At 70.6% G+C, this 12,367-nt stretch carries 9 protein-coding genes and 1 pseudogene; 1 reads left to right on the forward strand and 9 read right to left on the reverse strand.

The window, feature by feature from the left end; genetic code table 11:
- Window positions 1–87 precede the first annotated feature (87 nt).
- Window positions 88–1,404 (forward strand): annotated as a pseudogene (gene rny, locus ACWCSD_RS35065) (ribonuclease Y); the annotation flags it as partial.
- A 253-nt stretch (window positions 1,405–1,657) separates the two neighbouring features.
- Here the strand turns inward: rny and ACWCSD_RS35070 are convergent.
- The 9 genes from ACWCSD_RS35070 to ACWCSD_RS35110 all read right to left on the reverse strand — a co-directional run bounded on the left by ACWCSD_RS35070 (window position 1,658) and on the right by ACWCSD_RS35110 (window position 12,248).
- On the reverse strand, window positions 1,658–2,620 hold the full coding sequence (locus tag ACWCSD_RS35070) for an ABC transporter permease (protein WP_397160762.1): 963 nt from the start codon (window positions 2,618–2,620) through the stop codon (window positions 1,658–1,660).
- Window positions 2,621–2,662: 42 nt separating this feature from the next.
- Window positions 2,663–3,706, reverse strand: coding sequence for an ABC transporter permease (locus tag ACWCSD_RS35075; RefSeq protein WP_397214589.1), 1,044 nt, complete (start codon window positions 3,704–3,706; stop codon window positions 2,663–2,665).
- A complete protein-coding gene (locus ACWCSD_RS35080; protein WP_387672309.1) occupies window positions 3,703–4,701 on the reverse strand; it encodes an ABC transporter ATP-binding protein in 999 nt (332 codons plus the stop codon). Before ACWCSD_RS35080 ends, ACWCSD_RS35075 begins: the two co-directional genes overlap by 4 nt.
- Window positions 4,701–5,738 (reverse strand): ABC transporter ATP-binding protein, encoded by a 1,038-nt coding sequence (locus ACWCSD_RS35085; RefSeq protein ID WP_352352400.1) that lies wholly within the window; start codon window positions 5,736–5,738, stop codon window positions 4,701–4,703. The genes ACWCSD_RS35080 and ACWCSD_RS35085 overlap by 1 nt, the downstream gene beginning before the upstream one ends.
- A 60-nt stretch (window positions 5,739–5,798) precedes the next feature.
- A complete protein-coding gene (locus ACWCSD_RS35090) occupies window positions 5,799–7,469 on the reverse strand; it encodes an ABC transporter substrate-binding protein (protein WP_397160757.1) in 1,671 nt (556 codons plus the stop codon).
- 359 nt (window positions 7,470–7,828) lie between these two features.
- Window positions 7,829–9,634: a S9 family peptidase gene (locus tag ACWCSD_RS35095; RefSeq protein WP_449921420.1), complete on the reverse strand. Its 1,806-nt coding sequence runs from the start codon at window positions 9,632–9,634 to the stop codon at window positions 7,829–7,831.
- Window positions 9,635–9,674: 40 nt separating this feature from the next.
- Window positions 9,675–10,532 carry a glutamate ABC transporter substrate-binding protein gene (locus ACWCSD_RS35100; protein WP_397160753.1) on the reverse strand — a complete coding sequence of 286 codons (858 nt, stop codon included), beginning with the start codon at window positions 10,530–10,532 and terminating at the stop codon, window positions 9,675–9,677.
- A 133-nt stretch (window positions 10,533–10,665) separates the two neighbouring features.
- A complete protein-coding gene (locus ACWCSD_RS35105; protein ID WP_397160751.1) occupies window positions 10,666–11,583 on the reverse strand; it encodes an amino acid ABC transporter permease in 918 nt (305 codons plus the stop codon).
- Window positions 11,580–12,248, reverse strand: coding sequence for an amino acid ABC transporter permease (locus ACWCSD_RS35110; protein ID WP_397160749.1), 669 nt, complete (start codon window positions 12,246–12,248; stop codon window positions 11,580–11,582). The genes ACWCSD_RS35105 and ACWCSD_RS35110 overlap by 4 nt, the downstream gene beginning before the upstream one ends.
- Window positions 12,249–12,367: the final 119 nt, after the last annotated feature.

Below are 12,367 nucleotides of genomic sequence, written 5' to 3' on the forward strand. Positions count from 1 at the left end.
GGTTCGTGCGGGATCTGCAGAGCGGCACCGTGTGGGTGAACACCTACCGCCAGATGCCTCCGGGCCTGCCGTTCGGCGGCGTGATCCGAGCTCAAGGAGCTCCGGACCGATCTCGAACGCAGGGAGGCCAGGCTGGCCGAGCGCGAGCAGCGGCTCGACGAGGAGGCCAGGCGGCAGTCCGAGCGGGACAGGAAGCTGGCCGAGACCGAGGTCGAGCTGGCCGACCGGCGCGAGGAACTGCTCCAGGTCGAGGACGAGCGGCGGGTGATCCTGGAACGGGTCGCCGGGCTGACGGGCGAGCAGGCCAAGTCCGAGCTGGTCAAGGAGATCGAGAACCAGGCCAAGCGCGAGGCGGCGCTGATCATCAGGGAGATCGAGGGCGAGGCCCGCAAGGAGGGCGAGAAGCGGGCCACCAAGATCGTGACGCTGGCGGTCCAGCGGGTGGCGGCCGAGCAGACGGCGGAGTCGGTCGTCAGCGTGCTGCATCTGCCCGGCGACGAGATGAAGGGCCGGATCATCGGGCGCGAGGGGCGCAACATCCGGGCGTTCGAGTCGACCACCGGCGTGAACCTGATCATCGACGACACGCCGGAGGCGGTGTTGTTGTCGTGTTTCGACCCGGTTCGCAGGGAGACGGCGCGGCTCACGCTGGAGAAGCTGGTGCTGGACGGGCGCATCCATCCGCAGCGCATCGAGGAGGCGCACGACCGCAGCCGCCAGGAGGTCCAGGACCTCTGCGCGCGGGCCGGCGAGGACGCGCTGGTCGAGCTCGGCATCACGGACATGCATCCCGAGCTGACGCTGCTGCTCGGGCAGCTTCGATACCGCACCTCCTACGGTCAGAACGTGCTCAAGCACCTCATCGAGTCCGCGCACATCGCCGGGATCATGGCGGCCGAGCTGAAGATGAACCAGCAGCTCATGAAGCGGTGCGCGCTGCTGCACGACATCGGCAAGGCCCTCACGCACGAGGTCGAGGGCAGTCACGCGCTGATCGGCGCCGAGATCGCCCGCCGGTACGGCGAGCAGGAGGACGTGGTGCACGCCATCGAGGCGCACCACAACGAGGTCGAGGTCCGTACGGTCGAGGCGGTGCTCACGCAGGCGGCCGACGCCATCAGCGGCAGCCGTCCGGGGGCGCGCAGGGAGTCGCTGGAGGCGTACGTCAAGCGGCTGGAGCGGCTGGAGGAGATCGCGCAGTCGTACGAGGGCGTGGAGAAGGTGTTCGCCATGCAGGCCGGGCGGGAGATCCGGGTCATGGTCAAGCCGGACGCGATCGACGACATCCAGGCGCAGGTGATCGCCCGGGACGTGGCCAAGCAGGTGGAGGAGGAGCTGACGTACCCGGGGCAGATCCGGATCACGGTGGTGCGCGAGTCCCGCGCCACCGAGTTCGCCCGCTGACCCCGAGGAAGCCACCCGCCGGTCCCCAGCAGGCTCACCCCTTCCGAGGATCCCGCCCGTTCCAGGAGCTCGCTGGGTCCAGGCGCCCGCTGGTTCCAGCAGGGCGCTCATTCCGGGGAGTGCGGGGTAGGGGGGACCGTCCAGGGGGGTGGATCAGGGCCGGGTCGAAGTGTCCGGACGGGCGAGACGGTTGCGAAGGCGGCGCGTCGGCGGGCGCGCGTGGTGCGCCCGCCGAGAGGCGTCGCTCGCATCGTCAGGCCAGCCGGATCCGGGGGTCCAGGAGCCCGTAGGCGATGTCCACGATCAGGTTCGCCACCACCACGGCGGTGGTGGCCAGGATGACGACGCCCATGATCACCGGCAGGTCCCCGCTGATGAACGCCTGCACCACCGCCTGCCCGATGCCGCCGAGCCCGAAGACCGACTCCGTCACCACCAGACCGCCGATCAGCGTGCCGATGTCCACGCCGAGCTGGGTCACCACGGGGGTCAGCGCGGCCCGCAGGCCGTGCCGGTAGATGACGCGGCCCTCGGGCACGCCCTTGGCGCGGGCCGTACGGATGTAGTCCTCGCCCAGGACGTCCAGCATGGAGCCCCGGGTGAGCCGGGCGTACGAGGCCGCCTGGACCATGGCCAACGTGATCCACGGCAGGATCAGGTGCCGGGCCCATTCGCCGGGGTTCTCGGAGAAGGGCACGTAGGAGTCGGGCGGCAGGATCGGGGCGCCCGCCATGGTGAGCTGGAAGAAGAAGAAATACAGCAGCAGCAGGCCGACCACGAACGTCGGCATCGAGACCCCGGCCAGGGCCAGCGTGGTCAGGGCGCGGTCGAGGAACGAGCGGACGCGCGTGGCGCTGAGCACGCCGGCGCCGACGCCGACGCAGAGCCACAGGACGGCGCCGCCGAGCACCAGCGAGAACGTCGGCGGGAAGTCCTGGGCGAGCAGCTTGCCCACCGATTCGCCCGAGAAGTACGACTGGCCGAGGTCGCCGTGCAGGAGCCGGCCCAGGTAGTCGAAGTACTGGACGATGGTGGGACGGTCGAGGCCGAGGTTGTGCCGGATCAGGTCGACCTGCTCGGGGGTGGCCTGGCGGCCGGCCAGCGTACGGGCGGGGTCGCCGGGGGCGACGAAGAACAGGAAGAACGTGCCCAGGGAGACCAGCCACAACACCAGCACCCCGAGCAGTGCCCGCCGCAGCAGGAACCGTCGCAACATCAGCCCTCCACCTCCTGAAGCAATCCCGGCATCCCACCCCGGTCACGAAGCAGCGGCATCGGACCCCCCAGCAGCGGCATCGGACCCGCCGACGGCGGGCGCGGAGGCCGGAGCGGACGCCGGAGCGGAGGCCGCGCGCCGGTTCCGCCGTCGCCGGCGGCTGAACAGCCGTTCCATCCGGGGATCGATGGCGTCCCTGATCCCGTCGCCCACCAGGTTGAACGCCAGCGTCGTGATCAGCAGCGAGGCCGCCGGGAAGCCCAGATACCAGTACGCCACCCGGTAGAACCCCTGGGCCTCGCTCAGCAGGTTCCCCCATGACGGGGTAGGGGGAACGATCCCGAGCCCCAGATAGGACAAGGTGGACTCGAACACGATCGCGGCCGGCACCAGCAGCGTGGTGAGCACGATGACGGGGGCCAGCAGGTTCGGCAGGATGTCCACGAACATGATCCGCGCGTCGCCGGCCCCCATGGATCGGGCCGCCTCCACGTACTCGCGTTCCTTGAGCGACAAGGTCTGGCCGCGCACCACGCGGGCGATCGCCGCCCAGGAGTAGAACGAGATCACCCCGATCGTCGCGGTCAGCGAGGGCCCGGCGATGGACACCACCGCGATCGCGAAGATCAGGTACGGGAACGACAGGACCACGTCCATGAGCCGGGACAGGATGGTGTCGATGACGCCGCCGTAGTACCCGGCCAGCAGTCCGATGACGACCCCGATCAGCGCCGCCACGCCGGTCGCGACCACGCCGACGAGCAGCGAGACGCGCGCGCCGTACAGGACCCTGATGAACAGGTCGCGGCCGAGGCGGTCGGTGCCGAACCAGAACTCGCCGTTGGGCGCGACGGGCAGGCCCTGGTCGGTGATGCCGGTGTCGCGGAACTGCTCGTCGGGGTCGTGGCCGTTCCACGCCGAGATGAGCGGCGCGGCCAGGGCGAGCAGGCACAGCAGCACGACGACGATGCCCGAGATCAGGGCCACCCGGTCGGACCTGATCCGCGCCCAGGCGAGCTGCCAGGGGCTGCGTCCGGCGATCGTGCGGTCGGTGACGACGTCCGGACGGATCTCCGTGAGAGTCATGCGGTCCTCCCGGCGGTCAGGTCCTCGCCCGCCTCGACGGGGTAGTGACAGGCCACCAGGTGCTCCTGGGGCACCAGCAGCGGTTCCTCGGCCGAGCAGCGTTCGCGCGCCTTCGGGCACCGCGGATGGAACCGGCAGCCGGCGGGCGGGTCGATCGGCGAGGGCACGTCGCCGGTGAGGATGATGCGGTGCCGCCGTTCGGCCTCGTCGGGGTCGGCCACGGCGGTCGCCGACAGCAGCGCGTTCGTGTACGGATGGCGGGGCGCCGCGTGCAGCTCCTCAGCGGTGGCCAGTTCGGCCACCTTGCCCAGGTACATGACCGCGATCCGGTCGCTGACGTGCCGCACCACCGACAGGTCGTGGGCGATGAACAGGTACGTCAGCCCGAAGTCGTCCTGGAGGTCCTTGAGCAGGTTGAGGATCTGGGCCTGGATGGACACGTCGAGCGCCGACACCGGCTCGTCGCAGATGATCAGCCGGGGCCGCAGCGCGAGCGCCCGCGCGACCCCGATGCGCTGCCGCTGCCCGCCGGAGAACTCGGCGGGGAACCGGTTGTAGTGCTCGGGGTTGAGCCCGACCCGTTCCATCAGCTCCTGGACGGTCCGCCGCAGCTCCTGGCCGCTCTGCACCCGGTGGATGACGAGCGGGTCGGCGATGATCGAGCCGACCCGCCGGCGCGGGTTCAGCGAGCCGTACGGGTCCTGGAAGATCACCTGGATGTCGCGCCGGTAGGGCCGCATCCGGCGCCGCGGCAGGTTCGTGATGTCGGCGCCGTCGAAGCGCACGCTGCCGGAGGTGATGGGATGCAGGCCCGCGATGCACCGGGCCAGCGTGGACTTGCCGCAGCCGGTCTCGCCGACCAGGCCGAGCGTCTCGCCGGGCGACAGCGACAGGCTCACGCCGTCGACGGCTCTGACCTGGCCGATCGTCTGCTTGATCAGCATGCCGCTGGTGATGGGGAAGTGTTTGACCAGGTTCTCGACTTCGAGCAGCATCAGGCCTCCTCCGCCGTGCCGAGCACCGCCCGCTTGCGCAGCGCCTCGGCCTCCGCGCCGAGCCCGATCGCCTCGTGCGGCAGCCAGCACGCCGAGGCGTGCCCGCGCGCGCCCGTGATGGAGGCCAGCGGCGGCCGTTCGGCGGGACAGACCGGCATCACGTACGGGCAGCGCGGATGGAAGGCGCACCCGGACGGGATCGCGATCAGGCTCGGCGGCGAGCCGGGGATGGGCCGCAGCCGTCCGCCGCGGTCGCCGGTGCTGCCCGGGATCGACTCCAGCAGGCCCTTGGTGTACGGGTGGTGCGGTTGGTAGTAGAGCGTGCGCCGGTCGGCCCGCTCGACGACGAGCCCGGCGTACATGACGAGCACCTCGTCGGCCATGCCGGCCACGACGCCGAGGTCGTGCGTGATGAGGACGAGCGCGATGTCGAACTCGGCCTGCACCCGCCCGATCAGCTCAAGGATCTGCGCCTGGACGGTCGCGTCCAGCGCGGTGGTGGGCTCGTCGGCGACGATGAGCTTGGGGTTGAGCGCGAGCGACATGGCGATCATCGCCCGTTGCCGCATGCCGCCGGAGAACTGGTGGGGGTAGTCGTCCACCCTGCGGTCGGGACGCGGGATGCCCACCAGGCCCAGCAACTCGACGGCCCGTTTCCTGGCCTCGGCGCGGCGGGTGCCGGGATTGTGGACGCGGATCAGCTCCTCGATCTGCCAGCCGACCTTGTAGAGCGGGTGGAGGCTGGTCAGCGGGTCCTGGAAGACCACGCTGATCTCCGCGCCGCGGATGCGGCGAAGCTGTTCGTTGTCGAGTCCGAGCAGGTCGACGCCCTCGAACAGGGCCGTGCCCGTGATGTCGGCGTCGGGGGTCAGCCCGAGTATCGCCTGGGTGCTCACGGTCTTGCCGCTGCCGGACTCGCCGACGATCGCCAGCGTCTGGCCGCGGTCGACGGTGAACGACAGCCCCCGCACCGCCTGGACCACGCCGTCGGAGGTGGGGAAGGACACCTGGAGGTCGGTTACCTCAAGCAGGCTCATATGTCTCCCTCGCGGCCTCCCGCGGGCCCGCCTGCCGGCGCGCCCGCGGGAGGCCGGTCGTCAAGGCGTGTTGGGGTTCAGCCAGAGGTTGGTGACGTCGTAGATCTGGTACGACGGCAGGTACAGGGCGTTCTGCACCCGCTTGTTCTTGTAGAGCGGCGTGTTCTGGTTGTTCAGCGGCACGATCACCGCGTCGCCCAGCACCGTCTGGTCGGCCTCGTGCCACAGCGCCGCGGCCTTGGCCTGGTCGGTCTCGGCGAGCGCCCGCTTGATCAGGTCGTCCACCTTGGGGTTGCTGTAGCAGCCGTAGTTGCTGGTGCCGGCGTTGCAGTTGGTCTGGAACAGCGGCTGCATGACCGCGCGGCCGTTGTTGCCGTACCAGTCGGGGATCCAGCCGGGGGCCGACAGGTCCCATTCGCTGTTCTTGGCGTGCGAGGGCGTCTGCAGGTAGGTGTAGTAGTCGCCCTGGCGCAGCGGCAGGCCCTTGACGGTGATGCCGCACTTCTTCAGGTCGGCCGAGTACGACTGGTAGTTGGCCGGGTGGTTGCCCGCGTTGCGGAAGGCGCCGATGAGGGTCAGCCCGTTGGGGTAGCCGGCCTCGCTCAGCAGTTGCTTGCACTTGGCGGGGTCGCCCTGGTCACCAGGCGTCGGGTACGGGTTGTACTCCTGGTAGCCGATGTTGCCGGGCGGGATGACCGTGTGCAGCGCGGTCGCGACGTCCGCGCCGCCGTAGATCTTGGCGATGGCGGTCTTGTTGATCGCGTACTCGATGGCCTGGCGGACCTTGAGCTTGCCCATCGCCCCGCCGGCGTTCTTGCTCTGCAGGTTGAACACCACGTACGGGTTCGTCACCGCGCCGGGGAAGATCGTGAAGTTGGGGTCGTTGCTCTTGAGCTGCGGGATCTGCGAGGTCGGCACCGGCAGGTCCCACGACAGGTCGGCGCTGCCGGCCTCGATCTGCTGCTGGACCGCGTCCGGCTCGCCGACGCCCATCTTGACGTCGATGGCGTTGACGTACTGGTGCCTGATCGGGTCGGACTCCTGCTTCCAGGCCGGGTTCTTCTCCAGCCGGATCGACTTGGTGGCCACGTACGAGGTGATCTTGTACGGGCCGTTGGAGATCACGTGCTGGCGGAAGGTGGCGTCGTCGGGGACGTACTGGTCGTACTCCTGCGGCGCCGCCGAGGCGAAGTTCAGGGCCAGGATGTTGAGGAAGTCACCGGCCGGCTGGGTCAGGGTGAAGACGACCGTCTTGTCGTCCTTGGCCTGCACGCCGGCGATGTCGTGGCCGTTCTGGAAGTCGGCCAGGGCCTTGGCGGTGGGCTTGGCCTTCTCGAACGCCTTGATGTAGGCGTCGCAGTACTCGGCCATGCCCTTGATCGTGCTGGTGTAGTAGCCGGGCGCGCCGGAGCCCGCCACCGGGTTGCAGATGCGCTTGAACCCGCGGACGAAGTCGCCCGCCGTCACCGGCCGCGGCGGCTGGGTGTCCCACTGCACGCCGTCGCGCAACTTGATCGTGTACGTGAGCTTGTCGGCGCTCAGGCCGCCGTTCGCCTCGGTGGGCAGTTCGGTCGCTATGTCGGGCAGCACCTCGTAGCCCTTGGTGGTGTCGGCTCCCGCCGCGACGCCCTGGAGGGCGTACAGCTGGCGCGAGTAGCCGCGCATGATCCCGATGGTGACGACGTAGTAGATGCTGGTCGGGTCGAGATGGTCGACGTCGCCCGAGCCCACGAGCCTGAGCGTGCCGCCCGTGACGGGGCTTCCGGAGCTCTGACTGGCTGCGGGGGGCGGAGCGGATTTGCTGGTTCCGTTCTGCGTCGCGCAGGAGGTGGCGAGCAGAGTTGCCGCCGCCACCGTGATGATGCTGAGATGGCGCAAGCTGGCCATCTGGCCTCCCTCGTGCCGAGATGGGGGTGTTGTTGGCTGGCACAGCTGGGGCGCGCGTCGTGGCCGCGACGCGCGCCCCACGTTTACTGAGACGAGCAACCCATGCCGGAGGAAGACTGTCGAGGTCGGTTACGTAACTGTTTGCGACTAGCGACTGGTCGGTAATGCTGATTCAGTACGGGAATTGTCTGGAGATCGCGACATTAACTGAATAGCTGCTGGTAGAAAGCCAGCTCGGCGGCCAGGGCCGCGACCCGCGTCTCCAATCGGCGAAATCCATGTGATTCGCCGTCGAAAGCGAGATAAGTGCACGGGACGCCACGCTCGGACAATGCGTCGGCGAAGGCCGTCGACTGCTCGGGCGGCACCACCGGGTCGTCGAGCCCCTGCAGCAGCAGCATCGGGCAGGACACCCCGTCGACCAGGCCGAGCGGCTCCCTGGAGGCGTAGACGGCCGGGTCGTCGCCGACCAGCCACTCGACGTAACGGGACTCGAAGTCGTGGGTGTGCGCGGCGAGCGGCGCGAGCGCGCTGACGCCGTAGTAGGACACCCCGCCCGCGAACACGCCGGAGCGGCAGCAGGCGGCCATCACCGTCCAGCCGCCCGCGCTGCCGCCGCGCACCGCGATCCGGGCCGGATCGGCCAGCCCGGAGTCGGCCAGCCACTGGGCGGCGGCGACGGTGTCGGCGACGTCGACCAGCCCCCACTGGCCGCGCAGCCGCTCCCGGTAGGCGCGGCCGTAGCCGGTGGAGCCGCCGTAGTTGACGTCGAGCACGCCGATGCCGCGCGAGGTCAGGAACGCCTTCTCCAGGTCGAGCGCCGTGTCGGCGTGGGCGGTCGGGCCGCCGTGCACGAACACCACGAACGGCGTCGGCTCCTCGGCGACCTGGTGCAGGAAGGCGTGGACGGGCCGCTCGCCCGGCACGACCACCGGCCGCGGATCGGGCACCCCGGACAGGTCGGGCAGGCGCTCGCCGGCCCGCGCCAGCGGCTCGGCCCGCCCGGCGGCGACGTCGACCCGCACGACCGAGCGCGGCAGCCGGGCGGCGTGGCCGACGCCCGTCACGGACATGCCGTCGGCCGCGAGCGCGGCCTGCCATCCCGTGTAGGGCAGGTCGAGGTCGTGGAGCGCTCCCGTGGCCGGGTCGAGCACGCCCAGCCGCAGGTCGCCGAGCCCGTGCAGGACGGCGAGCCGCCCGTCGCCGAGCACGGCGTAGGGCGCGCCGCCGAGCTGCCACGGCGGCTGCGTGAACTCCTCCTCGGCCGGGCACAACGCCCGCGGCGCGGCGCCGTCGAGGCCGCACTCGTAGAGGTTCCACCAGCCGGAGCGGTCGGAGACCAGGTAGAGGGTGGCGTCGTCCTTCCAGGCGGGCGACAGGACGGACTCCGCCGCGCCGCCCAGCACCGTGCGGGCCTGCCCGTCGCGCAGCCGGACGACGCGCAGCTCGGTGCCGTCCCAGGGCATGCGGGGGTGGTTCCAGCAGACGTAGGCCAGGTGGGCGCCGTCGGGGGACAGGACGGGGGAGGCGTAGAAGTCGTGGCCGCAGGCCCGCTCCCGGGGCTCGCCGCCCTCCAGCGGGATCGACACCACGGACCGGGTGATCTTGCCGTGCTCGCCGTGACGCTCGCGCACCGCCCAGACCTCGCCGTCGTGGACGGTCAGGTCGGCGTAGCGGGAACCTTCGGCGGTGAGGGGTTTCGGCTGGCCGTTTTGCCCGAGAAGGTACAGGCGCTGGTCGGCCAGGCCGGCGAAGACCACGTCGTCGCCGGGCGTCACGGCATAGGGACGCCCGCCGTACTCGTGGACCCTCGTGCGCGCGCTCCAGGGGGCGGGCAGCAGGTCATGGCAGGTGCCGTCGGCCTCGCGGCGGACGATCGCGGTGCGGCCGCCCTCGCCCGGACGGTCTTCGGTCCACCACACCCGGCCGCCCTGCGCGACGGGCCAGCCGGGCCGCAGACCGGCGGCGGCGACGTCGCGGGCGGAGATGGGGGACGGCCAGAAAGGCATACCCGCATCCTGCCGGAAGATCCGGGGCCGTGGGGCGCGATCAAGAACATCTCTCCTGCGGCGGCATCGAGGTGGGCAGGTTGAGCCCGGTGTCGCCGAACCACTTGCGCAGCAGGCGCGTGGCCGTCCCGTCCCGCCACATCTCGACCACGGCCTGCTCGGCGGCCTCGCAGGTGACGATGTCGCCCTTCTTCAGGCCGATGGCGTACCGCTCGTCGGTGAAGGGGTCGTTCAGCAGCCGGAACAGGCCGGGGGCCTGCTGGGCGAAGCCGGCCAGGGTCAGGTCCTCGGTGGAGACGGCGTCCAGCTCGTCGTCGCTGAGCTTGCGCACGCAGTCGGAGTAGTTGGCCGCGGGCACGGCCACGACGGGCAGGTCGAGCTTGCCGTCAGGAGGCGGGTCGGCGACGCGCTTGAAGGAGTTGGAGCCCGGCACCTGGCACACGCGCTTGCCCCGCAGGTCGTTGACGTCGCGGATGGACGCGTCCTCGGCCCGGACCATCGTGTCCTGGTGCACGAGCACGTACGGGCCGGCGAAGGTCACCTTGGGCCGGCGGGCCTCGGTGATGGAGTAGGTGGCGAACACCATGTCCACGGTGCCGTTCTGGAGCAGCGCCTCGCGGCCCGCCGCCGGCGCCTCCCGCCAGGTGATGCGCACGGGCCGGCCGCGGGCCAGCTTGGCGACGACGTACCGGGCGACGTCCACGTCGAAGCCCACGGGATCGCCGGGACCGACCTTCAGGCCCAGGCTCGGCTGGTCCCACTTGGTCCCCACGATGACCTGGCCGGTGCCCCTGATCTTGCCCACGACGTCGGAGTAGGCGCCGCCGCCACCGCACGCCACCGGTACGGCGAGCGCGGCCGTGCCGGCCAGCGCCACCACGACTCCACGTATCCGCACGCACAGGAGTCTGTGGGCTCGGCGGCCCCGGAGGACCGGTCCGCGTGCCGGGTGGACGAAGATCTGGGGTTTTCTTTACGAGACGGCGGCGGGACGGGAACCCCGCCGCCGTGCTCATCACTGGGCCCGCAGGTCACTCCACGGGGATGTCGGGCGCCATGCCGCCGCCCTCGGTGCCCTGGCCGGTGGCGACGCCGACGGAGGCCGCGCCGGGGGTGGCGATCGGCCGCGCCGAGGTCTTCCTGCTGCGCCGGCTGCGCCGCTCCAGCAGGGTGGCCAGGTAGCTCAGCGTCATGTTGAGCGCCACGTAGATGACGCCGATGACGATCGCCGCCGGGATCAGCGAGCCGAAGTACGCGGCCGGCAGAATCTTGAACCCGGTGTTGAGCAGGTCGACGTAGGCGATGATGTAGCCGAGCGCGGTGTCCTTCAGCAGCACCACGAGCTGGCTGACGATTGCCGGCATCATCGTCGTGACCGCCTGCGGCAGCAGCACCAGGCGCAGCACCTGGTTCTTGCGCATGCCCACCGCGTAGGCGGCCTCGGCCTGCCCCTTGGGGATGGCGTGCACGCCCGCGCGCACGATCTCCGCCAGCACCGAGCCGTTGTAGAACATCAGGCCCAGCACCACCGCGATGAAGGCGTAGTCGCCGCCACCGGCGATGGCCGGGGCCAGGTAGAAGATGAAGAAAATCAGCAGCAGCAGCGGGATGGACCTGAAGATCTCCACCACCGCGGCCGCCGGCACCCTGATCCAGGCGTGGTCGGAGAGCCTGGCCAGGCCGAAGACCGCGCCGAAGACCAGCGCGAGCACCGCTGCGGCGGCCGCCGCCTCCAGCGTGCCGAGCAGGCCCGGCAGGATGAACTCCTGCCACACCTCGGCCGTCAGGAACGGCTGCCAGATCTTGCCGTCCCACTGGCCCTTGGCGTCGAAGCCCCGGTAGACGAAGTACGCGACGGCCAGGACCGCCACGACACTGATCGCCGTCAGCAGGTGGTTGCGCAGCCGGGCCCGGGGGCCGGGGGCGTCGAACAGGACGGACGCGCTCATCGTGCCACCGCCAGACGCCGGGCCAGCCAGCCGGAGAAGAAGCCGATCGGCATGGTCACGATCATGAAGGCCACGACCACCCCGATGAAGATCGGGATCGAGGCCCCCGTGGTGTCGAACGTGAGCTTCATCTCGGCGGCCACGTCGGCGGCGTACCCGCCGGCCACCGCCACCGTCGTGTTCTTGATCATCGCGATCATCACGCTGGCCAGCGGCGCGATGACCGATCGGAACGCCTGCGGCAGGATGATCAGCCGCAGCGTCTGCATGAAGCTCAGCCCGATCGCGCGGGCCGCCTCCGCCTGTCCCATCGGGACCGTGTTGATGCCCGAGCGCACCGCCTCGCACACGAACGCCGACGTGTAGATCGACAGGCCCATCGAGACGATCCAGAAGGAGTTCGTCCGCGGCTCGCCGGAGAAGACGAGGCCGAGCTTGTCGCTCAGGCCCAGCGCCGAGAACGCCAGCACCAGGGTGAGGGGGGTGTTGCGCACCACGTTCACATAGACCGTGCCCACCGCGCGCAGCACGGGCGTCGGGGAGACGCGCATCCCGGCCAGGACCGTCCCGAGGACGAGCGAGACGACCGCGGCCACGAGCGCGATCCTGATGTTCCCCCAGAAGCCCATCGCGAGGTCGGGCAGGTACTTGATTAGTTCATCCATCGTGCTCCACCGCATAGAGCGGCGGCGGCCGGGATCCCGGCCGCCGCCTCTGGCGTGACTAGCTGCAGCCCTCGGCCGGGGGCGCGGTCTCCGACAGCTTCAGGCCCTCGATGCCGCCC

The sequence above is a fragment of the Nonomuraea sp. NPDC001684 genome, assembly GCF_053596515.1.

Excerpts from the sequence above, each read along its gene's own strand:
- ACWCSD_RS35085 (WP_352352400.1), bottom strand. The coding sequence starts at position 5,738 with ATGAGCCTGCTTGAGGTAACCGACCTCCAGGTGTCCTTCCCCACCTCC.
- ACWCSD_RS35110 (WP_397160749.1), bottom strand. The coding sequence starts at position 12,248 with ATGGATGAACTAATCAAGTACCTGCCCGACCTCGCGATGGGCTTCTGG.
- ACWCSD_RS35070 (WP_397160762.1), bottom strand. The coding sequence starts at position 2,620 with ATGTTGCGACGGTTCCTGCTGCGGCGGGCACTGCTCGGGGTGCTGGTG.
- ACWCSD_RS35095 (WP_449921420.1), bottom strand. The coding sequence starts at position 9,634 with ATGCCTTTCTGGCCGTCCCCCATCTCCGCCCGCGACGTCGCCGCCGCC.
- ACWCSD_RS35105 (WP_397160751.1), bottom strand. The coding sequence starts at position 11,583 with ATGAGCGCGTCCGTCCTGTTCGACGCCCCCGGCCCCCGGGCCCGGCTG.
- ACWCSD_RS35080 (WP_387672309.1), bottom strand. The coding sequence starts at position 4,701 with ATGCTGCTCGAAGTCGAGAACCTGGTCAAACACTTCCCCATCACCAGC.
- ACWCSD_RS35075 (WP_397214589.1), bottom strand. The coding sequence starts at position 3,706 with ATGACTCTCACGGAGATCCGTCCGGACGTCGTCACCGACCGCACGATC.